Below are 23,637 nucleotides of genomic sequence, written 5' to 3' on the forward strand. Positions count from 1 at the left end.
GCATATGCCGGGGATCAAACGGCGCATAGTGCGAGCAGCATTCTTTGGACTCTGGGGTGGTCCGGGAGAGCCGGCATCGGACGCCGGCTCGGCGGCATGTTGCCCAATGTCGGACGCTCGAACGTGATTGACCTCTGGTATAAGAATTGCGTCATCTACAGCCTCAATGTCGGCACCTTCATGGACAGTGACGGTGACGGAATTGGTGACTTCAAAGGTCTGACCGATCAGCTCGATTATATCGCACGGCTCGGTGTCACCTGCCTGTGGTTGCTGCCATTTTACCCCAGCCCTGGGATGGATTACGGCTACGACGTTACCGACTATTATAATATCGCCCCAGAGCTCGGGACGCTTGGCGATTTTGTGGAATTCAGTCACCAGGCGCGGCTGCGCGGCTTGAAGCTCATCATCGATCTGCCGATCAATCATACGTCCGAGCAGCACCCCTGGTTTCAACAGGCGCGCTCCGACCCTCGTTCACCCTTTCGCGATTACTACAACTGGTCGAAAACCAAGCCGGCAAACGTCAATCACGGCATGGCCTTTCCCGGCCACCAATCAAGTGTATGGACCTATGATCCGCTGGCGAGGGCCTGGTACTATCATCGCTTCTATCCGCACCAGCCGGACCTCAACATCAGCAATCCGGCGGTGCGGGAAGAAATTTTCAAGATCGTCGGCTTTTGGCTGGAACTCGGCGTGTCAGGATTTCGGATAGACGCAGCACCGTTCCTCGTTGAGGAAATCAGCCCCGATCGGGCTGCATCACGGGACTATGAGTTTTTCGGCGAGTTGCGCGACTTCTTATCCTGGCGCCGCGGCGACGCCGTCTTGATTGCCGAAGCAAATGTGCCTCCGAAGGAGATGCCGCAGTTTTTCGGCGGCGGCTCCCGCCTTCACATGCTTTTTGCCTTTCTTGCAAATCAATATCTGTTTCTGGCCCTGGCGAGCAATTCTGCCGCCCCTCTCGCGCGGGGGCTCACCCGGCTCCCGAAGTTGCCACAGCTTTGCCAATGGGTGCAATTCCTGCGCAATCACGATGAGCTCGATCTCGGCCGCCTCACGGAGAAGGAGCGGAACGAGGTCTACGACGCCTTTGCCCCCGATGCCGACATGCGCCTTTATGGCCGCGGCATTCGCCGCCGGCTGGCGCCGATGCTCCGCAACGAGCGCAGGAGGATCGAAATGGCGTTCAGCCTGATGTTCAGCCTTCCCGGCATACCCGTCATTTATTACGGCGACGAACTTGGGTTTGGCGACGAGCTTTGCCTGCCGGAGCGCTGGCCGGTACGCACCTGCATGCAATGGTCCGACAACGAGAATGCGGGCTTCTCCACCTGCGCGGAAGAATATCTTATCCACCCTGTTGTCATGACTGGCGATCACGGCGCCGATAAGATCAATGTCGAGACGCAGCAGCGCGACCCCGAGTCGCTGCTCAACTGGGTACGGCGGCTTGTCGACACGCGACAGTCCTGTCCCGAAGTCGGCTGGGGCAAATGGAACTGCCTTGAAACGGACAACCCGGCCGTTTTCGCTCAGAAGTTTACTTGGGAGCAAGGCACGGTTCTGATCGTTCACAACCTTGCACCGCGAAATTGCCGCGTGAAGTTGGATCTCGGTGAAGACGAGGCGGAACAGCTTGCCGAATTGTTGGGCAACAGGGTCTACCCCGAGAAGAAGGGCAGCAGTACTACGATCGAGCTTGATGCCTATGGGTATCGTTGGTTTCGGAGCAATCCGTCGACAGCGGCATGAACAACTCTCCTAAAAAACGGGAGATTGGCAAGGGCGAGGCGGAACCTATGCGCGCGGCGGCGGTTGTGGCCTAGTTCATACCGCCGAGGGCGCCAAGATGGCGCCAGAGAAAGGACGCGCTTGCCGCGATAATCCAAGAGGCTCCCATGACCGCCAAACCAGCCACCGAATGGTGGCATGCCAAGACGGCCTACCAGATCTACCCGCGCAGCTTCTTCGATAGCAACGGAGATGGCATCGGCGACATTCCCGGCATAACCTCCCGGCTCGACTATCTCCACTCCCTCGGAATTGGATTGATCTGGCTTTCGCCGATCTACAAGTCGCCGATGGATGACAACGGCTATGATATCTCGGACTATCAGGATATCGCGCCGGAGTTCGGAACGCTTGCCGATTTCGATGAGCTGCTTGCGGAGGCGCGCAAGCGTGAGATCGGCATCATTCTCGATCTTGTCGTCAATCACACGTCCGATGAGCACCCCTGGTTCCTCGATGCCCGCGCCTCCAAGGACAGCCCCTATCGCGATTTCTATATTTGGCGCTCTCCCAACGAGGACGGTACGCTTCCGAACGACCTTCTCTCCGTGTTCGGAGGGCCGGCCTGGACATTCGAGGCCGCGACCGGTCAATATTTTTTCCATCAATTCTCCCACCGCCAGCCGGATCTCAACTGGCACAATCCGAGCGTTCGGCAGGAAATCTACAAGATGATGAATTGGTGGCTGGACCGCGGCATCGCCGGCTTCCGCATGGATGTCATCGACCGCATCGCCAAGGATGTCGATCGGGGGATCACGGCCGACGGCCCATGCCTTCATGACTACCTTCAGGAGATGCATCGGGAAACACTGAGCGGCCGCGATGTCTTGACGGTCGGCGAAGCCTGGAGCGCGACGCCCGGCTCAGCTCTCTTATACTCCGGCTCGCAGCGCGGAGAATTATCCATGGTCTTCCAGTTCGAGCACGTCCTTCAACAATGGGACAAGGTGTATGGCAAGTGGCGGCCAAAACCGTTCGATCTCGTCGGCTTGAAGGCAGTCCTCAGCAAATGGCAATATGCGCTGTCGGACGATGGGTGGAATTCTCTCTTCTGGGGCAATCATGATCTGCCACGTGCCGTTTCGACCTATGGCGACGCCACCGGCTACCACCGGGAATCCGCAACGATGCTCGCAACCGCCCTGCATTTCCTGAAAGGCACGCCTTTCATCTACCAGGGTGAAGAAATCGGCATGACAAACGCCACCTTCACCTCCATCGACCAATATAGGGACATCGAGACGCTCAATATGCATCGCCTGCATGTCGAGGCGGGGCTTTCATCGGAGGAATTCATCGCGGTCGCCAATCGGAATGCACGCGATAATGCCCGTACCCCGATGCAATGGAGCACGGCACCGCATGGCGGCTTCACTACAGGCATCCCATGGATACAGACAAATCCGAATTTCAGCCGGATCAATGCGGCGCAGAGTATGGGTGACGACCGCTCGATCTGGAATTATTACCGGCGTCTTGTTGCGCTGCGCGCCAACCATCCCGCGATCGTCTATGGCACCTATCAATCCCATTTCGATCAACACCCGCAGATCTTCGCCTATACAAGGACATTCGAGGGTCAGCAGGTGATCGTCTTCGCAAATTTCTCGGTGGAAACCGTAACTCTTCCGCTTCCCGACGAGCTGCAGGTGGAAGGGCGATGCTTGATTGCCAACTATCAGCCCGTTAGCCGGCTGAAGGAAACGATCGAACTCAAGCCATACGAGACTCTGGCCATCCTTCATGCGATCCAGCAGCCAAAGGAAAGCACCGCCGAGGGGTTGACGGGGACAACAGCGCCGGACACGAAGTCGCGTACCACGTGACGACAAAGCGGCCACATTCGTTTCTGGCACACCGGCCAAACCTGCCGCTCAAGGGTTGCCGGCGCAGCGCCCGATGATCGCTGCGGCACGGCGTATCCGACGCTCCGAAGCATCGACCCGGATCAGCCGCCCCCCTTTTTCTTAGCATCGTGGCTGTGGTGACTGTCGCGCTCGCCTCCGCCGCCGGAAACCTTGCTGCGGCTGCGGCGATCGGGTTCGGCTGGTGGCTTCGGGATTTTCAAGGGTTCCTTGGCATTCTCATGGGAAGCGCCCGGGCCGCCTTGGCGGATGCTGGCCGGCGTCTTTGTGGACGTGGACATAAGATCCTCCTTATCGGTCCTGCTGATTGGCGGGATGGACCGTGTTGATCTTGCTGTTTCCTTGCTGACCCTTCTTGTCCGGGTTGACCGACGTGTCGGGCTTATGCGTATCGGACAACGGGGGCCTCGAACGATCTCCAGTTCCCTTTTCGGTTCTGTTTTCCGGTGGCACCGGTGGTGGTCTGCTGGTCATCATTTTGCTCCTCGTTAATCTGCCGATTGCGTCCAACCCGAGCGAAGGATAATCGGCCGGACCGGGTGGTTTCATCCCTGCTTGCTAACTAGACCGCGGGCACGATGTTCCCCGGCGGGTATATCGGTCTTCGGCGGCTTACGGGCTCTTTGGCGATGTAGCGCTGCCTGCGCCGGGAACTGGCTCACCAGGATGAATGGTGATGGCAAAATAGGTGGCGATACAGCAGCCAATGATGAAGATCGCGGCCACGAAAATCATCATGCGGTGGCGGGCTTGGGGCTGACGGGCCATTTCCCATCCTCGCTGCGGTTGCATTAGCCAGCGGGCTGCAGGAAAATCACCTGCCGGCTGATGTCGGGCGAACGCACCCGGACGCTTCGTTAAACCTCGTCTTGTCGATAATGTTCCGTAAAGCAGGATTGCGGGCCGATGCGCTGAACGCCGGTCGCATCCAGTTTCAACGACGATCTTCGAAGATATCTAGCCGCACATTTGCAGGGGAACCGGCGCCGTCATTCACGAGTTTGACTTTGTGGATACAAACGAGGTGGGCGAGCCAACGATTTCATGTCCGGAAGGAGATTTGTCATGGTTACGAAGGCAAATGGCGACCCGCGCCATCACACACAAAAGATGCAGGCGCGACTGAAAGAAACGATGGATCACCTGCGCGAGGACATCGAAAAAGTCGATGAGCCGCAACTCAAGGCGATGTTCGAGACCGCCGCGGAAGTGCTTGGGGGATTGAGAAAAGCCTTCAGCGATTACGAGAAGAAGAATGAGAGCGCATGGCGATAGAGGCAGCGTTTGAGGCAGCTCTGAGTAAAAAAGCCGCGCCGGGCTGAACCTTTTCATTGCTCATTTGTTCGGCCCCATGAACCTATTGCCACGACCGGTAGCGGGACTTTTCTATCCGCACAAGATGGAGGCTTCCTTGGTCACTCTTTCGCGAGCACGCGACAATATGGTCGAGTATCAACTTCAGCGAAGAGGCATTTCGGACCGCACCGTTACGAAAGCGATGAGGACCGTGCCGAGGGAAGTTTTCGTCAATCCAGGTTTCGAGGAATTCGCTTACGAAGATACGCCGCTTGCGATCAACGAAGGGCAGACGATCTCGCAGCCCTTCATCGTCGCCCTGATGATCGAGAAGGCCGATATCGAGCCGAATGACAGGGTGCTCGAAATCGGCACCGGCTCCGGCTATGCGGCGGCGGTGATGAGCCGGATCGCCAGGCACGTCTATACGATTGAGCGGCATGCCGCCCTTGCCGAAGAAGCGAAGCAGCGCTTCCAAAGGCTCGGCTATCGCAATATCGAGGTTCGCGTCGGGGACGGATCAAAAGGGTGGCCGAAGGCTGCGCCATTCGACGCCATTGTCGTGACGGCCGGCGGCCCATCGGTGCCGCAATCCCTGAAGGATCAACTGGACCTCGGCGGCCGGCTGATCATTCCCGTCGGCGGGGAAAGCGAACAGCGGCTCCTGCGCGTTACGCGCACCGGTGCAGACACCTTCGATGAAGATGATCTTGGCGGCGTGCGGTTCGTGCCGCTGATCGGTGCCGAGGGTTGGACGGCGGAGCACTCTCTCTACACACGCGCCATAGAAGAAAAGTCTGTCGAAAAACTCAGTCTTCCCGAACTCATCGCGAAGGTTGCCGAGGACTTGCCGCCCATCGAGGATCCGGCATTCGGCAGATTGTTCGATCGCTTTGGCGACAGGCGCGTGGTCATGCTTGGGGAGGCGACGCACGGCACGTCGGAATTCTATCAGGCCAGGGCTGCCATCACACGTCATCTCATTGAGCATCACGGCTTCAACATCGTCGCCGTGGAAGCGGACTGGCCGGATGCCGCCGCCATCGATCGCTACATTCGCCAGCGCTCGGCGCAGAACACGGCGGAGATTTTCCGGCGATTTCCGCGTTGGATGTGGCGAAATGCCGAGTTCAGCGCATTTGTCGCCTGGATGCGCGAATCCAATGGCCGAAAGGCTGACCCAGCTCTGCAAACCGCCTTCTACGGTCTGGACCTCTATAATATGAGCGGCTCCATCGCCACCGTCCTGAAATACTTGGACAAAACGGATCCCGATGCGGCTGCGATCGCACGGGAGCGATATGGTTGCCTGACCCCGTGGCAGAACGATCCGGCGACCTACGGCCGTGCTGCGCTGAGCTCCGGTTACAGGACATGCGAAGAGGCGGTGCTCCAACAGTGCCGCGATCTGCTCCAGCAACGGTTGACTGAGGGGCCAGACGGCGACGAGTTCCTTGACGCCGCTCAAAGCGCAAAGCTGCTGGCATCCGCAGAGCGATACTACCGCATCATGTACTATGGCGGCCGGCACGCCTGGAACCTCAGAGACAGTTATATGGCCGAAACTCTGGAGCATCTCCTGGACGCTCGTGGTCCGGACGCCAAAGCTGTCGTCTGGGCGCACAATTCCCACATAGGCGATGCCCGCCATACCGACATGGGCGTGGTGCATGAAGAGGTGAACCTCGGCCAACTCTGCCGCCAGCGGTTTGAGGGGGAGACGGCCGCCATAGGCTTCGGCACGCATGATGGCCAGGTGGCAGCAGCCAGCGATTGGGACGGCGAGATGAAGATCAAGGACATTGCTCCCTCGCTGAGCGACAGTTACGAGCGTCTATGCCACGACTCGCGCAAACCGAGGTTCCTGCTCGACTTCGACCGTGATCAGCTCCTTCACGACCGGCTGGTCGAACAGCGTCTCGAACGTTTCATCGGCGTGATCTACCGGCCGGAAACGGAGCGCATGAGCCATTACATGCTGGCGTCGCTTCCGCAACAATATGACGCCTTCGTGTGGTTCGACCACACACACCCGATAAGGCCTCTGGATTGCGCTTCGGACACAGAAGGAACGCCGGACACTTTTCCATTCGGTCTCTAATGCATGTCGCGTAAAAGTGTGCGGCGGTTTTGGGAGAACGACATGCAAAAACAAAGAGCTAAAGCGTCGGAGCGAATCTGAAAGATCGCGACGAGCTTTAGACCCATTCAGCCTGTCGCAGAATGGAAGACGATTTCGCGCGGCGGCGGGAACTCGCGGGAAGCTGCGATGTTTGTTGCGCATCGAGACAGTGAACCGCAGGTCGTTGCTGATGCAATCGGGTGGGACCACTACTGTAGGCAGTTCGGGAAACGATCCGGACCTCCTGGCCGCGAACGGTCTTCCGCAGTGGGTCGTGCGCTCTCTTGCCGATAACGGCATCAGGCGCGCAAGCGAGGTGACAGCGCTGAGCGATGCGCAGTTGCTGAAGCTCAGAGGCGTTGGCATTCAATCCGTGAAGCTGATCAGGACCGCCGTTGGATATTCCAGCCAGCCCGCAGGTGAGGAGCGGGACGAGGCTTCATCCAACACGGCCCCGAAAGATTCTCCGTCAGGTTCGCAGTAGCCGCTGCAAACGGTCCGCATAACGCCTCGCAGTCTTCTTGACCCGCCGCGTTTCGACATTGACATCACCGGTACTCGCCATGGACCACATGCCGATTTGAAAGCCTAAATAGCAGGCTTCGAAAATCGTGAGCACATCGTCCCGCAGCTCGCAGTCCGCTTCCCTTGCAATGATCTCGGCAAGTCGGGTTCGCTCGGCCGACGTCAGATCGAATTCGACGCACGCGCCCGCGACGTCCCAGGCGATATCCTGACAGCCAACGAGATCATGGGCACCATTGTGATCCAGCGCGTCGGTTTTCAAGAGAGAACCGTCATCTCTCAGCAGCCATTCCCAGGCATGGAGCCGATTGTCCGTATCGACGCGCCGCAGGCCCCGAACCATATGCTGCCGGCGACCGATCAACAGGTCGAGCCGCCTTGCGGCGTCCGCGCCGATCGCTTCTCCGACATTGCTGACCGCCATGTGGCAGAGATCGCCAAGCGATGCGCCGCCATGCTGCGCCGGAAGATAACGGGCGCGGAAGGCGAGATAGAGGCCGATATGATCGACCATCCGTTCCTTGGCGAGCGCAGAAATTTCGACGGGCTGTCCGTCGATCCATGGCTCGACGATGAAGCCGTAACACGTGCCGACGGCCGGCGGCGCAAATCCGGCCTCGCCCAAAAGCGCTCCACGGCGTGCCTTGTCCGCTCCCGCTTCACAAAGGCCGGCAAACTTGACCAGCCAGCGTTTATCGCCTTCGGACATCAGAAATTTCAGCTTTTCCTGTTGCCTGTAGCTGGGTGGCCAGTTCTCCGGATCGTCGTATCGAAGGCCGCGCCAATTCCCGCCGGAGAGATCCCGCCACGACGGTTTATGAGCGCCCACAAGCGCGCTTGCCCACGTTCCCAGGCTGTGAGCCCCTTCCGGTACGTCGATGATGAGATCACGAGCATCGACGAGATGCTTCGGCCGCTTTTTCCACCGCTGCCGATGAGCGTTGCTGGCCCGTGGGCCAAGATCGCCTTTGTGGCTCGGAAAGAAATGAAGGCGGCGAGAAGGGACTCCATTGGCGAGCAACCAGTCGGCAACGCAGCCGAATGAACTGCCAGACAATCCCGGTCCTTCGTCCACGATGGCGAAATCGACGTTACGTTCGGCCAGGATACGTTCCCTAAGCATCTGGCCGATCTGAAGATGGCGGCTGAATGGATGCCCGGTCGGCCGCAGAGAATAGGCAGGACCGGAACCGAGCGCGGCTGTGACCAGCGCCGCCAAACTCATGCCGATGCTGCGAATGCCGATCACGACCGTTGAGGACGGCAGTCCCGACCGCAAGGCCGCCTCGATATAGCTTTCGGGATAAAGCGCGTAAAAGGCATAGCCCTCCGCGCGTTTCATACGCACCGGCTCCCGGCTGTCGAGCCGAGCGAGCAGGAGTGGCCATTCCGCCGGAAACCCCAGGTCCCCAAGGAAGCTTGCCTGCCATGACCGCAATATCGCCTCGGCTTGCATGAGCAGAAGCCTGGCACCCGCATCATGGACGTCGGAGACGTCGTCGGCAGCTCTTTGCTCGAATTGCTGGTCAGCCAGCCCCTGGGCGAGCTCACCGGTCGCCACGAAGGTCTGAATCAGAAGCTCGTGCCGCCGACGCCCGGGCGGAGACGATATACAGACGGACATATCTTCGGCGATCCGCCTGCGAACGGAAGCAGCATCTTCAACGCGCGCGATATCGCCATAGACCAACATCATCGATGTCCTTGCCGCCGACAAGCTTTACCGAACGCGTGAAAGACCCCAACGATCCCTGGCCGCGCTTTCAGCGGGAGTTTTTTCGGGAACACATCCCGCTCCGGTTTGTTTGGGCAATGCTTTGTAGATGCTGGAGATGGATATGCATACGCAACCGATCCGCGTCGGCCTTGTAGGTGTCGGCAATTGCGCGTCGTCCCTTGTTCAGGGTTTGACCTATTATCGAAACGTAGAAAGCAACGAGCCGGTTCCCGGTCTCATGCATATTGAGCTTGGCGGTTATCACGTGCGCGATGTCGAGATATCGGCGGCTTTCGATGTGGCAGCCTCGAAAGTGGGACGTGATGTCGCCGAAGCGATCTATGCTGAACCTAACAATACCAAGCGCTTTGCGGATGTCGCGGCAACCGGCGTGAAAGTCCATCGCGGCAAGACGCTCGACGGAATAGGACGATATCTGAAAGATGAAATTCCGCAGTCGACGGAACCGGTCGCTGACGTCGCCGATGTCCTGCGCCGGTCGCACACGGATATATTGGTGTCCTATCTTCCGGTCGGCTCGGAAGAGGCTACCCATTGGTATGCCGAACAGGCGCTCGCCGCCGGCTGTGCCTTCATCAATTGCATTCCGGCGTTCATCGCTTCGAAAAGCGAATGGCAACACAGGTTCGCCGAACGCGGCCTGCCAATCATCGGCGACGACATCAAGAGCCAGGTGGGTGCGACGATCGTCCATCGGATGCTCGTCAACCTGTTTCGCGAACGCGGCGTCAAGATCGACCGAACCTACCAGTTGAACTTCGGCGGCAACACCGATTTCCTGAACATGCTGGAACGGGAACGATTGGAATCGAAAAAGATCTCCAAAACGCAGTCGGTTACCAGCCAACTCGATGTTCCCCTTGCCGCTAACGATATCCATGTCGGTCCCAGCGATCACGTGCCGTGGCTGACGGACAGGAAATGGGCCTACATCCGGGTCGAGGGCACGACATTCGGCGGTGTGCCGCTGAATGCGGAGCTCAAGCTCGAAGTGTGGGATTCGCCCAATTCCGCGGGTGTCGTCATCGATGCGATACGCTGCGCGAAACTGGCGCTCGATCGCGGGATCGGCGGCCCACTGATCGGCCCCTCGAGCTATTTCATGAAGTCGCCGCCGCAGCAATTCACCGACCACGAAGCGCGCCGGCGCACCGAGGCCTTTATTGAAGATCGAGAGGATGTTCTGCGTGGAGCGGCGGAATGACGGTAACCATCTTCCTGGTGCGTCACGCCGCTCACGACAATGTCGGGAGCTTTCTTGCCGGGCGGATGGAAGGGGTCGTGCTCGGTGAGGCCGGTCGGGCTCAGGCCGAGCGTCTGGGGCAGCGTATGAAGCGCGAGGATATCGAGGCAATTTACACGAGCCCGCGCGAGCGCACGCGGGAGACGGCGGCCGCCATTGCCGCGGCCTGCAACCTCGGCCTGCCGCAAATTGCAGACGCACTGGACGAGGTGAATTTCGGCGATTGGACAGGAAAGACGTTCGATATCCTCAACCAAGATCGGCAATGGCGCCGCTGGAACAGCGTGCGCAGCCTCAGCCGCACACCCGGCGGTGAAAGCATGCTGGACGTGCAGCACCGTGTATTGGGCTTGATAGAAACCCTTTTGACCAACAGCGGTGGCAAGAGACTGGCGCTGGTGTCGCATGGCGACGTCCTCAAGGCCGCGGTCTGCCATGTCCTCGGCCTGCCTATCGACGCCTGGCCGAGATTCGACATCGCGCCTGCTTCCATCACCACCATAACGGTCGGCGACTGGGGCGCAAAAATCATCACGCTCAACGAAATGAGTCCGTGATCTTCACAGGCTGGAGAAGCTTATGATCGAAGCAGCAATGATCTGGAACGAACCAAACAACAAGTCGCATTGGGATCCCGAAATCGATCCCGATTGGCGTCGCTTCGCCCATATGACCACGCTTGCCGCTGATGCTATCGCCGCATCGAATCCCGATATCATCAAAGTGCTAGGGGGGATTTCGCCGATCGATTCCGGATTCATGGGCCGCATGAAGGATTACGGGGTGCTCGATCACGTCGATGCCGTCGCGGTTCATGGTTTTCCCCTCGACTGGAACCTCTGGCAGATCCACGAATGGCCGGAAAAAATCGATGAGATAAGAGCTGTGACCCACCTTCCGATTTGGGTCAGCGAGGTTGGGGTATCGAGTTTCGGCGCGGAGGAAGTGCAGCTCTGGGGATTGAAACGTACCGCCGAACTGCTGAAAGGAAAAGCGGCGCGGTTGCAATGGTACAGTCTTTACGATCTTCCGCGATCGTGGGAGGCGACGACCCGTCATCGCGAAGCTGAGGGCTCCTCGTATTACCGGCATTTTTACATGGGGATTTTACGCGAGGATGGTACTCCGAAGCCGGCGCTGGAGGAGTTTGCCCGGCAAACGCCCGATTTCGGGCTCGTGCAATGGTTCCACTTCGAGGATCCGAGGCTTGACGACGCGGTCTCCTGGATGAGGCGGCTCGGCGTGCGGTCCGTGCGAACGGGCCTGTCCTGGGCGGACCGGTTCCGTCCCAATGCCCTCGATTGGTTCGACCGGCAAATGCGCAGCCTTGAGGATTTCGAGGTGACGGTGACCTTCTGCTTCACGCCGGAGCATCGAGGCATCGCCGCGCATCATACCAGTGCCCCTCTGATTCCGGAGGAGTTCGCCGCCTTTTGCAGCGAAATGGTGGACCGCTACGCACCGCGGCAGGACTCGTCAGCCCCTTCAATCGCGGCCCTCGGAGCCCGTTGAGCCCAGCCAGTCCAGCATGCGCCCCAAGCGTCCTCGGGAATAAGCAAATCCGTGATAACACGTCAGCGCTGCCCGTGCCCAGGTGGTATAGAGCCCGGGCCAACGCAGCCGGCGTGCGAGCCAGAAGACGCGATGGCTCCACATGCTGATCTCATAACGCACGGCGTAGATCATCCTGCGTCTGGCGCTCAAGCCGCTTCTTGCGGCAGCGACTCGCTTGCGGGGGCGCAGCCCCCATCGTGGCCAGGACAGCCGGAACGCCAGACCTTCCCGGCGCTGACGAAAGCCTGCCGCCTGGGTGGCGATCACGAAGTCCGCGTCCACCTCGGACAATTCGATCCGCCTTGATCTCATTCCGTCACGAATAAGATCGAGAAGCACGGGCGATCGAACGATCACGACGTTGGTCCCTCGCCCATCGGCCGAATAAGGTTCTTTCCAGGCATCCCCGAAGGCGATATCGGCAGTTTCCGCAACGACGTCGTCACAGAAATTGCAAGCGGAGTTCTGGAAGAACCCGGCGCCCCAATCGCCATCCGCCAAATCCCACCAGTCCCGGCCGCGAGTTTCGCCATTGCGCAGCGTCAATTGGGCGCGATACCAGTTCGCCGGCCGGTCGGGACGTTTCACCCGATAATCGATCTGCGCCACATCGCGGACATCCCGCCCCATTTGCCAGGCGAAACTTTCGGCCATGCGTGCGCTTTTCATGTGCCCACAAAAGAGCCCGAGCGTGAAAGCGATCCGCTCGTTCAATATCGGATCCAAGGCGCAGGACAATCTCACGGCCTTGATGAAGCATGGGATGCCGATGATTGCGTACCGGCCGGGAACCGTTCTGATCGTCTCTAAGACCTCTGACATCTCGACTGGATAGTACCGTGACTTTGCGCCGGCGCTGAGCGCCTCCAGGCTGCGGGACAGCGTGTATCGGAACAGGCGGCGATCGCCGTCTGTCGTTGGATCAGCGGCCGTGACATGTGCCACGCCATCGACAAGCCCTCGCCGCAACAGCTCGGCCGCGACCCAGGTGACCAGACCTCCCGAACTTCCATTGGCCCGAAAATCGTCTTCTTCGACATGGCCGACAAAAGCCGCATCGAACCGGCCCAGCAGAGGATCACGGTTTCGCGCAACCGGGAAATGACGCTCCGCCAATTCGTCCTCATTGCTGGAAACGGGAGAGAAGGGACAAATTCTTGAGAAATCGCTGTTCCGATCATGCAGCCATTCGCGTGACCCGCTCGGCTTCAACTGGCCATGACGGTCGAAATTCATCCGGACGCGGGTTCCGTCCGGTAGGGCCGCGCAAGCGCCGCAGCCGATGCAGAGACCGGAACGGATGATCTCGTTCCGGTTCGGTCCCGCTGGTGCCTCGCGCGGGTCAAGGAGTGTACTGGACGACATGTTGCAGATAGGCGCTGGAGTTGCGGCGCAAAGCGGTGATGCGCTGGGAGATAGCTGATCCCGGCGGTTCGCCGAGGGCTGCGTCGAGATGTAGGGACGGCGATTCCTCGGATATGACGTTCCGCTCGGCGCCGACCATCGCGGTCAGATCGAGCAACTTGTTGGATCGATAATCTGAAAGAACGCAGGCAAACGGCTTGTCGTTCACGAGCGAAAAGACGCAGCCGTGGAAGAAATTCGTCACTACAGCCGCTGCTCCGGCCATGAACCGGGCGAAGTCCTCAGGCCCGGCATCGAGCGATTGTTCATCTGCCCAATCGTTTCGATAACCGATGCTGATTAAGGTGATGGATCGCGCATCGGCCCATCGGCGAACGGCGTTCTGAAACCAGCCGGGAAAACTATGCCCATAAACGGCAAGGTAAGCCGACCCCTTTTCCTCCTTTCCGACATTCCAGATGGCCTCAGGGAATTGCAGGCACGGGTCCAGCACCAATTCGGCATCCAGCCCCAGCGCATCCTTTATCAGGCGCTTCGAGTTGAGATCACGAACCGAAATCTGCGAAAACCTTCGCAGGCTGTCGGCCCATGGCTCTCTCAATCGGTCCAGAGAGTCAAAGTTTCCAAATGTCGCGGCGTAGGAGACGAGGCGGCCGGATCGCAGCCCTTCGCCATAAAACGCTCCGTAGCCGCCATACCAGGGATGTCTGAGGTTCCAGACCTCGTCGCTTCCGACGATCACCAGGGGAAACTCTTCCGCGTCGGCGGGCCTTTCCAACGGGAACGGAGCAGAGAGCGGCAGCGCAGCGAACGCGTCGAAGAACCTGCGTATCTTCATCTTATACAGAGGCAAATCATCCCGTCTCGTCGGGATCGGAAGCAATGGTTGGAGCGCGCAACGCCACTCCGCACGATCCACGCGCGCTGACCTGTGCTCCAGCAGAACGGCATTCAGACCCATCATCTCCAATCCCTCGATCAGGCAACGAGCCTGCCAATAGGATCCGTAATTGATGCAACGATGAAAGGTCAGGACGCCTACTCTGTCACGGCCGGCGCTCTGGGGAATTGGGGCTTTGTCGAGATATTGCGGGAGACGATGGGAAAAACGGATCAAATCTAACATAGACGCTCACGTCCAAGGGCACGAATTCTCATCAACTGAGTTGAACGGTCGGATATCGACGCGCCACGTTCCGCCGATGTCTCCGTAAGCTGGCTCCAAACCTAGCGCCAGTTCAATTGTTCCCGTGAGGAGAGCATCGTCTCATTCGGAAGCCCTGGCGAAACCATCGCCAAGGCCAATGTCCGCAATCAATGGAAGATGGTCCGAAGCCAGGCTCGTCAGACGATTTCGAGGAACCGTCGTGCCGAGCACGGCAAGATCGGCGCTGACGAAAATATGATCAAGCCGCATCAGCGGATAGCGCGAGGGAAAGGTCGGTCTCGGCGGCTGATTGCCGGAAAGCTGGACATCCTTCAATGCGCGGGTGGCAAGCCGATAGGCCGCAGAGGCGGGAACGGCGTTGAAATCCCCGCAGACGATGGTCGAAACAAGATCCTTGCCGCTAGCCGGCAGCCATGCTGGCCCGAGAAGCGTCGTCATCTGCTGCACGCGATCGCGCCCCCGAAGGCCAAGATGGGTGTTGACGAGATGCAACTGCCTGTCTCCTACCATGACCTCGACGGAAAGCGCCCCACGCGGTTCGCCCAGCGAAGGCAACGGCCCGGCCTTGATCGCCTTTGTCGGCAGGGCCGTTATGAGCGCGTCGCCATATTGCTCGTCGGCCACCGTCAGGGCCGGATTGAAATGCGCCTCCATCTTCAGCAAGGAGGCGATCATGTTTGCCTGATCGACGCCGCCGGTTCTGTGGCGACGAACATCGATCTCCTGCAGCGCCACGATATCAGCCTGCGCCTCCGCAATGACGGCAGCGATACGGCCAGGATCGATCTTGCGATCTGTACCAATGCAACTGTGCACGTTGTAGGTCAGAATTCTGATCGATCTTCCGTGGGGCATGGGCGAGGAACACCGAACTCGCCCGATCGTTCCGCTTCATCGGGACAGTGTTCATGCCGATGGAGAAGGATAGTCGATGACGCTTAAAAGCCTGGTTTGGAATGGTTTGCTGATCGCAGCGATATGCCTTGCATTCTGGCTCCTGTATCGCATTCTCCAGCATTACAGCTTCGATGACATCAGGAGCTCGCTGCTGAACATTCCGCTCCGGCGGCTCTGCTTCGCGTTGCTCTGCGCGGCGGCCTCTTATCTGTGTCTCACCGGCTTCGACTTTCTTGCGATCGTATCTCTGGGCAAATCCTTGCCTTACCGCAAAGTCGCGCTTGCCTCCTTCGTCAGCCTCTCGATGGGCCACAATATTGGCTTTGCCGGCCTGAGCAGCGGTGCCTTCCGATACCGCTATTATTCGCGCTGGGGCTTGGGCATCGAGGAAGTGACGAAGATAATACTGTTCTGCGGTGTCACCGTCGGACTCGGATTGATCACGCTCGGCGGCATCGCCTTGCTGGTCAATCCGGCGGATGCCGCAGGCCTGCTGAAATCCAATACGCGGGACATTCGGGCGGCAGGGGCGATCGTTCTTGTCGTCCCGGTCCTCTATGCATTCCTTGCTATGGTCCTGCGGCAGAGATTGACTTTGTGGCGCTGGTCATTCGAGCTGCCGCCGCTTCGCATAGCCTTGCTGCAAATCGCCGCCGGTACTTTGAATTTCACCTGCGTCTCAATGTGCCTGCATCAGTTGCTTTCGGCTTTTGCAGACGTCGCATTGTTCCGATCGATCACGGCATTCGTGCTGGCCAATACCGCCGTGCTGGCGACCCATGTTCCCGGCGGCCTTGGCGTGCTTGAGACGACTGTCGCCTACATCGTGCCGGAAGCAGCCTCCATCGGCGCCTTAATCGCCTTTCGCTGCATTTATTTTTTCATCCCGCTCGTGCTGGGCACGATGCTTCTGATTACCAGCGAACTGGTGTTTCGGCATCGCTCAGCTCGAACGAAGGATCCGTCTGAGGTGACCGACGAGGCGACGAGAACCCAGTCGCCCTAGTGGCCGCGCGGGATCGAAGAGCGCGGTCCCCGCAATCGGCTTTGTCTTTTCGCAGGTCGTTGCAAATGGCTTCAGGCACCGGGCACCGACATTCAGCTCGGCGATCGCTGCGATCAGTGATCCAGTCCGTTGAAAGGCATTTCGAACGGCGCCGGCCGAGCAGCCGAGATATTCCGCCACGAGCATGTTGCGCAGCTCGCCGATCGCCAAACGGTGAGCGGGTCTAGGCGCCTGAAAGAGAATATCGCATTCGGTATCGAGCCCCTCGGATCGATGGTTGAGATTGGAGGAACCAATGCGGAGCAGATTGTCGTCCGCGATCAGAAGTTTCGAGTGAACGAGCAGTTCGACCTGCTTTTCGCCATCGGGAACCACCGGATAGAAGACGCGCAGCCGGCCATGGCGGTCGGCATTCACGAGGCGCCGAATTATCCTGTCGCGATTGCTTCCCATGACGAAATTCTCGATCAGACCATGGGACTTGCGCGTGCAGACGATGACGACCTCTGGCCCATTATCCTCCCGCAGCCGAGCTGCAATGGCTTCCGCAACGTTGAACGAAGCGAGATATTGCGTTTCGATATAGAGCTGACGTCTCGCCTTGGCGATCACCTCCCTTGTCACCGCAATTCCCTGGCTCAAGCCGTTTCTGAAAAAGGTCGCCGGTTCGGTTATCGCAAGCCTGACCGGCACATTCTCCAACGATGCGGCGAGATCGTCTGGCCAGCCGACAACCGTCTGCGCTGGCAAGGCCCTACATTCCTCGCCCGTGGCATCCGTCCATCTTCGCCTCGCGGCAGAGGCGATGAGCCTTGCAGCATCCCCAGTCACCATGACCTGCAGGTCGTGAAGCGGTTCGTAGAATACGCCTTCGGAATCGCGCTTCAGCTTGTCGCGAACCCTGTGAACCCACGTATCCCAGCGCCGCGACGTCAGATCGATTCCGCCGATGAAAGCGACGGAATCGTCGATGCAGACCAGTTTCTGATGGTGACATCCTCGCAGGGCGGACTGGACGGCAAAGCGCAGGTCGATACGAATGTTTTTCGGAAAATTTTTCTTGCGCAACACTTTCAAGGATTTTTCAGAATAGATCGGCCCCAAGGCCCAGATCAAAATTCGAACCTCAAGATCGGGATTGGCATCCGCCAGAGCATGCAGAAGATCCCCTAGCGTTTCCTTGGAATTCTCCGGCTGCAGGCGGATATCGGGATTGAAATCCCACCCGACCATCCAGATTCGTCTCCGCGCATTGCGCAGAATGTGAGCCAACTGCGAAAAATAGGCATTGCCGTTGATGAGGAAGGCCGTCTTTGCCGCAATACCTTCCAAACGCATATCTTCGGCTTTAGGCGACATGGCAGAACCGTTTACTCCTCTCTGTTTCGACAGCCGATCGTGCTCCGACAGGTCCTTGTCGCTTCCATCCATGGAAACGCAAACGCCTGGATTTTATCAAGGTTCCGCCGAAGGATGTTTGATGACGCGCGGCGTCTTCAAAGCCCAGGAACAAGTCGCCGGCCGCACAGTTCCTATTGAATGACAAAGACAGGCGCGATCCGCATCGGCATCTCGGGATGGACTTATGCTCCTTGGCGCGGCGTCTTCTATCCGGAAGATGTGGCCCAGAAACGCGAGTTGGCCTATGCCTCTCGGCAATTCCCTTCCATCGAAATCAACGGCACCTTTTATGGCCTGCAGCGCCCCGAGGTCTTCGCCAAGTGGCGCGACGAGACGCCCGACGATTTCGTCTTCGCGGTAAAAGGCTCCCGCTACATCACCCATCTGCGCAGGCTTCGCGATGTCGAAACCCCGCTCGCCAATTTCATCGCCTCCGGCGTATTGCGCCTTGGCCCGAAGCTTGGACCCATCCTCTGGCAGTTTCCGGCACGACAGCGTTTCGATCCCGATCTGTTTTCCGCTTTCATGAGAATGCTGCCGAAAGATACGGTCGCTGCAGCAAAGCTTGCCGGACAGCACGACGAGCGGCTGAACGGTCGCGACTGGGTGCAGGCCGATGGCGAAAGGCCTATCCGCCACGCATTCGAAATCCGCCACGAGAGCTTCGTCGATGCGGATTTCATCGATCTGCTTCGCGAGCATGAAATCGGGCTGGTATGCGCCGACACGGTCGAGTGGCCGCTGCTGATGGATGTAACGGCCGACTTCGTCTATTGCCGTCTCCACGGCTCCGAAGAGCTCTACGTAAGCGGCTATGACGAAAAGGCACTGGATATCTGGGCCGACAGGATTGATGAATGGGCACATGGTCGCGAGCCCGCAAACGCCAACCGTGTGCTTAAGCCGCTGAAGCCGGCGCGCAAGGGCCGCGACGTTTATGTTTACTTCGATAACGACGTGAAAGTACGAGCGCCTGCGGATGCGCACGCGCTTGCCGCACGGCTTGGATCTATAGGAACCACGTCACGACCATTCCAAGAACGGATGCCGCCACGACGGAGGTCGAGGCCCATCCAAGCCAGCGTAGCCAGCCGGTCACCGTAAACTTTCCCATGACCTGCTTTTTCGCAGTCATCAGCATCATTATTGTCATGACCGGTACGGCCACGACCCCGTTGATTACGGCACTCCAATAAAGGGCCGAGATGGGATTGACGGGCGTGAACAGTATGCCCATCCCGAGAACGCAGGCCATAACCAAGGTCGCGTAAAATGCTTTTGCGTGCTTTGGTTTTCTTGAAAGTCCGACCGGCCATTTGAAAGCCTCGCCGATCGCGTAGGCGGCTGCGCCGGCAAGGACCGGAACCGCAAGCAAGCCGGTGCCCAATATGCCGACGGCGAACACGATGAAAGCGACATTTCCTGCGATCGGTCGCAATGCCTCGGCTGCCTGCGCCGAGGATGAGATGGCCGTAACGCCGCTCTTATGGAGTGTTGCCGCGGTCGTCGCGATGATCGCCAGAGCTATGATGTTCGAGAACGCCATGCCGATCAAAGTATCGGCCCGAATGCGCGTAAGCGCGGCCGGCGCTTCTCTCGGCGCCTCGACCAATGGATGTTTGTCATGATCGATCTGTTCATTCTCGACTTCCTGGGAAGCCTGCCAGAAGAACAGATAGGGTGAGATCGTCGTGCCCAGAATGGCGACGATCGTCGTGAAGAATTCGGCATTCCATATGATTTTGGGCACGAAAAGGCCGGCAATTGCTTCGCCCCAGGATATATTGATCGCAAATACGGCGGCAACATAAGCAAAGAGGCTGAGCGTCATCCATTTAAGCACCGCGGAATAGCGGTCGTATTCGACAAAAACACTGGCAAGCGCGCAAGCGCTCCCGAAGCCGACGACGTAAAGTGTCTCGGGCCCGCCGATCAAAAGTTTCAACGCGTCGGCCATAGCGCTGAGGTCAGCTCCGATATTGATCGTGTTCGCTATGAAAAGCAGTCCCACAATGAGGTGGAGCAGCCAGGCGGGGTAGTGCCGGCATACATTTCCTGCAATGCCATGCCCCGTGGTGCGCCCGATCCGCGCGCAAATCTCCTGAATTGCCGACATCAATGGATATGTCAGCAGCATTGTCCATCCGATGCCATATCCAAGTTGAGCACCCGCCTGGCTGTATGTTCCTATTCCAGAGGGATCGTCGTCCGACGCGCCGGTGATAAAGCCCGGTCCCAAAATCTTCAGGAACCGCCGAAAGGGCCCGTTCGCTGCCCTCACCCGCTGTCGCTCGGCCGCCTCTGTCACAGATTTACTCCCGCCTCTTCAGCCGAGCGCAAACTGCGTCGCTCCGATTGCCGACAAGCCAGGCCCAGACAGGCAAGCGGCACACTAAAAACGGATTTTTCTCTTTTCGACACCACCGCTTTCACTCCGCGATGAAAAATACCTCTGCGCCGATCGTTGAATTCGCAATCGGCAAAGGCGTGCTGAAAGAAGTTGCAAAAAGCCAAATGGTTCCAATGGGATTCTTGGAATCAGAGTGATTGGTCAAAGTATCTCCCATTGCCATCCCCCGGCCGCGAAGCACCTGCTCCTCGCTCCTAAAATATGAACCCACGTCGCATCGTTTCGATCATGGTGGCGAGAGCAATTACGCCCGGAGCGATCCTTTCGGCGTCCCTCTATCCATGGCACCAAGGCGGCGCAGAGACCGCTCGCTGAGGAACCTTCACCGCCGGTCACAGTTAGGGACTGTATTCGATCAATGGAGGTTATGATGAAAAGGACTCTCATTGCCGTGAGTGCGGCAGCGCTCTTCGCATCCGGGACGGCTTTTGCTCAAAGCGACACCGTGGTTATTCCCGGAGAGGTCAGGACCTATGTGACAGAACAAGAAGTTCCCTCGGTAACTTATGACGGCGATATCGCAGTCGGCAGCGAATTGCCGAGTTCGGTGGAAGTACACACCATTCCCAGCAACAGCGACTACGCTTATACGGTCGTCAATAAGAAGCGTGTCATCGTGAACCCGCACACCCATAAAGTTATCGAAATCGTGAAATAGCCGAGATACGAGATCGGGCACACTAGAGGTTGCGAAACCAGCACTTCTATGTGCCCGATGAAACCAAGACAGCACGACACTTACGCGCGATTTTCCCCTGTCGGTCAGGCGCCGGAAACTTTACCTGGCGCCCCGTGGGCAGGCCCCTCTTCCTTGACCTCACGTGGCGTCGGCGTGGTAATGGCGCCGTGGTCGGGGTCCCTTACATCCTGTCCCCTTGAGCCGTCCGCACCTAATGCAAGCTCACGATCACGGCTCTTGCGCCTGGTTTCTCGCAGGCTCGTTGCCTCTTCGATCAGCGAGGTCAGTTCCTCATCGGAAAAGTCGGATAAATCAATGGCTCTGCTCATATTCGTCTCCTAGTCCGGTGTCTTTGTGCCAAACGCGAAATGCGATGAACTGACCCCATGGCGGGAGGAGTTCCTTCCGCAACTCGATCACCTGAGGCTACATTCTCTGGCGCGGCATTATTGAAGCATGCCCCATGCCGGATCCCAGCGAACACCCTCCGATAACTCCACATAGATGGGCGGGCTTTCGCCACCCGTCATTTTGTTTCGCGCAGCCCGAAAGGCGTCGTCCGGTTCCATTTCCTCGCCCGGAAATATGGCATCGTCCTCCCCGGGCCGTGCGACCTTGCGGATAAATCCCCTTATCTGGTCGCCGGAATGATAGAACTTGATGACGATGGAGCCCGGCGGAGCGGCATCCTTGCGATATCGTCGATAGGTTTCCATGGGCACCTCCTGATATCATCGCGGAGTCTCTACAGGATCGGTTTGCCTCCGGTTACGGCGACGGTGCTGCCTGAGACGTAGCTCGACAGCGGATCGGCAAGCATGACGTAGGTCGTCGCAAGTTCGGCAGGCTGACCCGGCCGCTTCATCGGCACCTGCTTTCCGAAATTCTCGACCGCCTCCTTGGGCATGGTCGAAGGAATGAGCGGCGTCCAGATCGGGCCGGGCGCTACCGCATTGGCGCGAATCCCTTTCTGCGCGAGCAGTTGCGCAAGACCGGCGGTGAAATTCTGAATGGCGCCCTTGGTCGTCGCATAGGCAAGCAATGTGGGATTGGGACTGTCGGAATTGATGGAGGCGGTGTTGATGATGGAGCTTCCCGATTTCATGTGCGGGACGGCGGCCTTGGTCAAATAAAACATGGCATGGATGTTGACCTTGAAGGTTAGTTCCCATTCCTGATCGGTGATATCGCCGATGTCATGAAAACTCGCCTGGTGAGCGGCATTGTTGACGAGGATGTCGACCCCGCCAAGTTGCGAGACCGCCTTGTCCACGATTGCGCGGCAATGCTGCGGATCCTGAATGTCGCCGGGAACGAGAACGGCCTTGCGGCCCGCGTCCTCCACCCAGCGCTTCGTCTCCTGCGCATCATCATCTTCGTCCAGGTAGGCAATGAGAACATCGGCCCCTTCGCGCGCAAAGGCGATCGCAACGGCACGGCCGATCCCGCTGTCACCGCCGGTAATGATCGCTTTCTTGCCGGTGAGCCGGCCCGATCCGCGGTAGGACTTTTCGCCATGATCCGGCACCGGCTGCATGGCCGCAGTATGGCCGGGCATCGGCTGCTGTTGTGACGGGAACGGGGGCGTCGGATGGGTGACCATGGCTTCCTCCTTGGTATCGGTAAACTCCCATTCTCAACCGCCTGCCTCCCGCTTGGTTCCCGAAAAGAGCAAAATCAGCAGGGAATGAACGAAAATGACGCTGCCGTTTTCGAGGAACCTTTCGCGTGCCGCCGCAGTTCTAAAACCGGGTTCCAGGTCCGCCCGCCATTCGTCCAGCCATTCGAAAGGACATTTCAATGCAGCGTTTCCATGAGAAGGTCGTCATCGTCACGGGTGCGGGATCAGGCATGGGAGAGGCGACCGCGCGCAGATTTTCCGAGGAAGGCGCGAATGTCGTTCTCGTCGACTATCATGCCGAAAACGTCAACAGGGTCGCAGCGGAGCTTCCGCCTGAGCGTACGATGGTGCAGGTGGTCGATGTTTCCCAATCCTTTGCCGTAAACGCGATGGTTTCGATGACCGTTGCCAAATTCGGCAAGCTCGATGTCATCGTCAACAATGCGGGAGTGCACGAGGCCGGCGAGCCGACCGAAATCTCGGACGAGCGCTGGCAAAAGGTCATGGACACGGATGCCGGCGGCGTCTTCTTCGGGTGCCGCGCAGCCATTCCGCATCTGGAGAAGACCAGGGGCGTGATCATCAATACCGCTTCGGTTTCCGGCACCGGCGGCGACTGGGGCATGAGCCCCTATAATGCGGCCAAGGGCGCCGTCGTCAATCTGACCCGGGCCTTGGCGCTCGATCTTGGCAAAAAAGGCATTCGCGTCAATTCCGTCTGTCCGAGCCTGACCCGCACCGGCATGACCGAGGAGATGCTCAAGGATGAAGCATTGATCGCCAAGTTCAAGGAACGCATTCCGCTTGGCCGCATCTGCGAGCCGGAAGAGGTGGCTGCCGTCATCGCCTTTCTGGCGAGCGACGACGCCAGTTTCATAACCGGCGCCAATATTGCCGTGGACGGAGGCGTCTCCGCCTCCAACGGACAACCGGCCCAGGGATAG

The 23,637-nt window shown here is 58.7% G+C and carries 24 protein-coding genes; 12 read left to right on the forward strand and 12 right to left on the reverse strand.

What is annotated here, in order from left to right; translation table 11 throughout:
• Positions 1 to 96: 96 nt before the first annotated feature.
• Both K290_RS0102350 and K290_RS33710 read left to right on the forward strand, forming a co-directional pair.
• The gene (locus tag K290_RS0102350) at positions 97 to 1,761 is read left to right on the forward strand and encodes an alpha-amylase family protein (protein ID WP_051263922.1); all 1,665 of its coding nucleotides are present in this window, start codon (positions 97 to 99) and stop codon (positions 1,759 to 1,761) included.
• 146 nt (positions 1,762 to 1,907) lie between these two features.
• The gene (locus K290_RS33710) at positions 1,908 to 3,629 is read left to right on the forward strand and encodes a glycoside hydrolase family 13 protein (RefSeq protein WP_081670183.1); all 1,722 of its coding nucleotides are present in this window, start codon (positions 1,908 to 1,910) and stop codon (positions 3,627 to 3,629) included.
• 122 nt (positions 3,630 to 3,751) lie between these two features.
• On the opposite strand, the gene K290_RS0102360 is transcribed toward K290_RS33710, so the two are convergent.
• The 3 genes from K290_RS0102360 to K290_RS37150 form a co-directional block, all read right to left on the reverse strand.
• Positions 3,752 to 3,949, reverse strand: a complete 198-nt coding sequence (locus K290_RS0102360; RefSeq protein ID WP_028750381.1) for a hypothetical protein — start codon at positions 3,947 to 3,949, stop codon at positions 3,752 to 3,754.
• Positions 3,950 to 3,959: 10 nt separating this feature from the next.
• Entirely contained in the window at positions 3,960 to 4,142 is a 183-nt protein-coding gene (locus K290_RS0102365) for a hypothetical protein (protein WP_028750382.1), read from the reverse strand.
• A gap of 138 nt (positions 4,143 to 4,280) precedes the next feature.
• Positions 4,281 to 4,436 (reverse strand): hypothetical protein, encoded by a 156-nt coding sequence (locus K290_RS37150; protein ID WP_154668537.1) that lies wholly within the window; start codon positions 4,434 to 4,436, stop codon positions 4,281 to 4,283.
• 297 nt (positions 4,437 to 4,733) lie between these two features.
• Here K290_RS37150 and K290_RS0102375 point away from each other — a divergent pair, with 297 nt between their 5' ends.
• The 3 genes from K290_RS0102375 to K290_RS38165 all read left to right on the forward strand — a co-directional run bounded on the left by K290_RS0102375 (position 4,734) and on the right by K290_RS38165 (position 7,570).
• Complete coding sequence (locus K290_RS0102375) at positions 4,734 to 4,943, forward strand: hypothetical protein (protein ID WP_028750383.1); 210 nt, start codon at positions 4,734 to 4,736, stop codon at positions 4,941 to 4,943.
• 136 nt (positions 4,944 to 5,079) lie between these two features.
• The gene (locus K290_RS0102380; RefSeq protein WP_028750384.1) at positions 5,080 to 7,065 is read left to right on the forward strand and encodes a protein-L-isoaspartate(D-aspartate) O-methyltransferase; all 1,986 of its coding nucleotides are present in this window, start codon (positions 5,080 to 5,082) and stop codon (positions 7,063 to 7,065) included.
• 211 nt (positions 7,066 to 7,276) lie between these two features.
• A complete protein-coding gene (locus K290_RS38165) occupies positions 7,277 to 7,570 on the forward strand; it encodes a hypothetical protein (protein WP_154668538.1) in 294 nt (97 codons plus the stop codon).
• Here the strand turns inward: K290_RS38165 and K290_RS0102390 are convergent.
• On the reverse strand, positions 7,556 to 9,304 hold the full coding sequence (locus K290_RS0102390) for a hypothetical protein (RefSeq protein WP_028750385.1): 1,749 nt from the start codon (positions 9,302 to 9,304) through the stop codon (positions 7,556 to 7,558). The two genes, K290_RS38165 and K290_RS0102390, sit on opposite strands and share 15 nt — an antisense overlap.
• Positions 9,305 to 9,449: 145 nt before the next feature.
• Between K290_RS0102390 and K290_RS0102395 the strand changes: the two genes are divergently transcribed.
• The 3 genes from K290_RS0102395 to K290_RS0102405 are packed head-to-tail and all read left to right on the forward strand — an operon-like array spanning position 9,450 to position 12,104.
• Positions 9,450 to 10,553 carry an inositol-3-phosphate synthase gene (locus K290_RS0102395; RefSeq protein ID WP_028750386.1) on the forward strand — a complete coding sequence of 368 codons (1,104 nt, stop codon included), beginning with the start codon at positions 9,450 to 9,452 and terminating at the stop codon, positions 10,551 to 10,553.
• On the forward strand, positions 10,550 to 11,149 hold the full coding sequence (locus K290_RS0102400) for a histidine phosphatase family protein (protein ID WP_028750387.1): 600 nt from the start codon (positions 10,550 to 10,552) through the stop codon (positions 11,147 to 11,149). Before K290_RS0102395 ends, K290_RS0102400 begins: the two co-directional genes overlap by 4 nt.
• Before the next feature lie 22 nt (positions 11,150 to 11,171).
• Positions 11,172 to 12,104, forward strand: coding sequence for a beta-xylosidase (locus K290_RS0102405; RefSeq protein WP_028750388.1), 933 nt, complete (start codon positions 11,172 to 11,174; stop codon positions 12,102 to 12,104).
• On the opposite strand, the gene K290_RS0102410 is transcribed toward K290_RS0102405, so the two are convergent.
• From K290_RS0102410 to K290_RS0102420, 3 genes are all read right to left on the reverse strand, one after another.
• Positions 12,078 to 13,382 (reverse strand): Coenzyme F420 hydrogenase/dehydrogenase, beta subunit C-terminal domain, encoded by a 1,305-nt coding sequence (locus tag K290_RS0102410; RefSeq protein WP_037134661.1) that lies wholly within the window; start codon positions 13,380 to 13,382, stop codon positions 12,078 to 12,080. The two genes, K290_RS0102405 and K290_RS0102410, sit on opposite strands and share 27 nt — an antisense overlap.
• Positions 13,383 to 13,488: 106 nt before the next feature.
• On the reverse strand, positions 13,489 to 14,637 hold the full coding sequence (locus tag K290_RS0102415) for a polysaccharide pyruvyl transferase family protein (RefSeq protein WP_081670186.1): 1,149 nt from the start codon (positions 14,635 to 14,637) through the stop codon (positions 13,489 to 13,491).
• A gap of 141 nt (positions 14,638 to 14,778) precedes the next feature.
• Positions 14,779 to 15,534 (reverse strand): endonuclease/exonuclease/phosphatase family protein, encoded by a 756-nt coding sequence (locus tag K290_RS0102420; protein ID WP_028750391.1) that lies wholly within the window; start codon positions 15,532 to 15,534, stop codon positions 14,779 to 14,781.
• A 76-nt stretch (positions 15,535 to 15,610) separates the two neighbouring features.
• Between K290_RS0102420 and K290_RS0102425 the strand changes: the two genes are divergently transcribed.
• Positions 15,611 to 16,582 carry a putative bifunctional lysylphosphatidylglycerol flippase/synthetase gene (locus K290_RS0102425; RefSeq protein ID WP_028750392.1) on the forward strand — a complete coding sequence of 324 codons (972 nt, stop codon included), beginning with the start codon at positions 15,611 to 15,613 and terminating at the stop codon, positions 16,580 to 16,582.
• On the opposite strand, the gene K290_RS33720 is transcribed toward K290_RS0102425, so the two are convergent.
• The gene (locus tag K290_RS33720) at positions 16,520 to 17,941 is read right to left on the reverse strand and encodes a phospholipase D-like domain-containing protein (RefSeq protein WP_154668548.1); all 1,422 of its coding nucleotides are present in this window, start codon (positions 17,939 to 17,941) and stop codon (positions 16,520 to 16,522) included. The genes K290_RS0102425 and K290_RS33720 overlap by 63 nt on opposite strands.
• 180 nt (positions 17,942 to 18,121) lie before the next feature.
• Here K290_RS33720 and K290_RS0102435 point away from each other — a divergent pair, with 180 nt between their 5' ends.
• Positions 18,122 to 19,087 carry a DUF72 domain-containing protein gene (locus tag K290_RS0102435; RefSeq protein ID WP_028750393.1) on the forward strand — a complete coding sequence of 322 codons (966 nt, stop codon included), beginning with the start codon at positions 18,122 to 18,124 and terminating at the stop codon, positions 19,085 to 19,087.
• Here K290_RS0102435 and K290_RS33725 read toward each other — a convergent pair.
• On the reverse strand, positions 18,993 to 20,291 hold the full coding sequence (locus tag K290_RS33725; protein WP_037134665.1) for an NRAMP family divalent metal transporter: 1,299 nt from the start codon (positions 20,289 to 20,291) through the stop codon (positions 18,993 to 18,995). The two genes, K290_RS0102435 and K290_RS33725, sit on opposite strands and share 95 nt — an antisense overlap.
• A gap of 472 nt (positions 20,292 to 20,763) precedes the next feature.
• Here K290_RS33725 and K290_RS0102450 point away from each other — a divergent pair, with 472 nt between their 5' ends.
• On the forward strand, positions 20,764 to 21,051 hold the full coding sequence (locus K290_RS0102450; RefSeq protein WP_028750394.1) for a DUF1236 domain-containing protein: 288 nt from the start codon (positions 20,764 to 20,766) through the stop codon (positions 21,049 to 21,051).
• 104 nt (positions 21,052 to 21,155) lie between these two features.
• Here K290_RS0102450 and K290_RS0102455 read toward each other — a convergent pair whose 3' ends face one another.
• The 3 genes from K290_RS0102455 to K290_RS0102465 form a co-directional block, all read right to left on the reverse strand.
• Positions 21,156 to 21,401, reverse strand: a complete 246-nt coding sequence (locus K290_RS0102455) for a hypothetical protein (RefSeq protein ID WP_028750395.1) — start codon at positions 21,399 to 21,401, stop codon at positions 21,156 to 21,158.
• A 117-nt stretch (positions 21,402 to 21,518) separates the two neighbouring features.
• Positions 21,519 to 21,788 (reverse strand): hypothetical protein, encoded by a 270-nt coding sequence (locus K290_RS0102460; protein ID WP_028750396.1) that lies wholly within the window; start codon positions 21,786 to 21,788, stop codon positions 21,519 to 21,521.
• A gap of 29 nt (positions 21,789 to 21,817) precedes the next feature.
• Positions 21,818 to 22,675, reverse strand: a complete 858-nt coding sequence (locus K290_RS0102465) for an SDR family oxidoreductase (RefSeq protein ID WP_028750397.1) — start codon at positions 22,673 to 22,675, stop codon at positions 21,818 to 21,820.
• A 197-nt stretch (positions 22,676 to 22,872) separates the two neighbouring features.
• Between K290_RS0102465 and budC the strand changes: the two genes are divergently transcribed.
• Positions 22,873 to 23,637, forward strand: coding sequence for a meso-2,3-butanediol dehydrogenase (budC, locus tag K290_RS0102475; protein WP_051263923.1), 765 nt, complete (start codon positions 22,873 to 22,875; stop codon positions 23,635 to 23,637).

Origin of the sequence: Rhizobium leucaenae USDA 9039 (assembly GCF_000426285.1) — a bacterium.
In the GTDB taxonomy this organism is placed as follows: domain Bacteria; phylum Pseudomonadota; class Alphaproteobacteria; order Rhizobiales; family Rhizobiaceae; genus Rhizobium; species Rhizobium leucaenae.

What these genes read in the sequence shown, in the direction of transcription:
- K290_RS0102455 (WP_028750395.1), bottom strand. Translation starts at nt 21,401, where the DNA reads ATGAGCAGAGCCATTGATTTATCCGACTTTTCCGATGAGGAACTGACC.
- K290_RS0102435 (WP_028750393.1), top strand. Translation starts at nt 18,122, where the DNA reads ATGACAAAGACAGGCGCGATCCGCATCGGCATCTCGGGATGGACTTAT.
- budC (WP_051263923.1), top strand. Translation starts at nt 22,873, where the DNA reads ATGCAGCGTTTCCATGAGAAGGTCGTCATCGTCACGGGTGCGGGATCA.
- K290_RS0102465 (WP_028750397.1), bottom strand. Translation starts at nt 22,675, where the DNA reads ATGGTCACCCATCCGACGCCCCCGTTCCCGTCACAACAGCAGCCGATG.
- K290_RS0102420 (WP_028750391.1), bottom strand. Translation starts at nt 15,534, where the DNA reads ATGCCCCACGGAAGATCGATCAGAATTCTGACCTACAACGTGCACAGT.
- K290_RS0102425 (WP_028750392.1), top strand. Translation starts at nt 15,611, where the DNA reads ATGACGCTTAAAAGCCTGGTTTGGAATGGTTTGCTGATCGCAGCGATA.
- K290_RS33720 (WP_154668548.1), bottom strand. Translation starts at nt 17,941, where the DNA reads ATGTCGCCTAAAGCCGAAGATATGCGTTTGGAAGGTATTGCGGCAAAG.
- K290_RS0102365 (WP_028750382.1), bottom strand. Translation starts at nt 4,142, where the DNA reads ATGACCAGCAGACCACCACCGGTGCCACCGGAAAACAGAACCGAAAAG.
- K290_RS0102350 (WP_051263922.1), top strand. Translation starts at nt 97, where the DNA reads ATGTTGCCCAATGTCGGACGCTCGAACGTGATTGACCTCTGGTATAAG.
- K290_RS0102360 (WP_028750381.1), bottom strand. Translation starts at nt 3,949, where the DNA reads ATGTCCACGTCCACAAAGACGCCGGCCAGCATCCGCCAAGGCGGCCCG.
- K290_RS0102410 (WP_037134661.1), bottom strand. Translation starts at nt 13,382, where the DNA reads ATGAATTTCGACCGTCATGGCCAGTTGAAGCCGAGCGGGTCACGCGAA.
- K290_RS0102395 (WP_028750386.1), top strand. Translation starts at nt 9,450, where the DNA reads ATGCATACGCAACCGATCCGCGTCGGCCTTGTAGGTGTCGGCAATTGC.
- K290_RS0102400 (WP_028750387.1), top strand. Translation starts at nt 10,550, where the DNA reads ATGACGGTAACCATCTTCCTGGTGCGTCACGCCGCTCACGACAATGTC.
- K290_RS0102405 (WP_028750388.1), top strand. Translation starts at nt 11,172, where the DNA reads ATGATCGAAGCAGCAATGATCTGGAACGAACCAAACAACAAGTCGCAT.
- K290_RS37150 (WP_154668537.1), bottom strand. Translation starts at nt 4,436, where the DNA reads ATGGCCCGTCAGCCCCAAGCCCGCCACCGCATGATGATTTTCGTGGCC.
- K290_RS0102375 (WP_028750383.1), top strand. Translation starts at nt 4,734, where the DNA reads ATGGTTACGAAGGCAAATGGCGACCCGCGCCATCACACACAAAAGATG.
- K290_RS38165 (WP_154668538.1), top strand. Translation starts at nt 7,277, where the DNA reads ATGCAATCGGGTGGGACCACTACTGTAGGCAGTTCGGGAAACGATCCG.
- K290_RS0102460 (WP_028750396.1), bottom strand. Translation starts at nt 21,788, where the DNA reads ATGGAAACCTATCGACGATATCGCAAGGATGCCGCTCCGCCGGGCTCC.
- K290_RS0102415 (WP_081670186.1), bottom strand. Translation starts at nt 14,637, where the DNA reads ATGTTAGATTTGATCCGTTTTTCCCATCGTCTCCCGCAATATCTCGAC.
- K290_RS33710 (WP_081670183.1), top strand. Translation starts at nt 1,908, where the DNA reads ATGACCGCCAAACCAGCCACCGAATGGTGGCATGCCAAGACGGCCTAC.
- K290_RS0102450 (WP_028750394.1), top strand. Translation starts at nt 20,764, where the DNA reads ATGAAAAGGACTCTCATTGCCGTGAGTGCGGCAGCGCTCTTCGCATCC.
- K290_RS0102390 (WP_028750385.1), bottom strand. Translation starts at nt 9,304, where the DNA reads ATGTTGGTCTATGGCGATATCGCGCGCGTTGAAGATGCTGCTTCCGTT.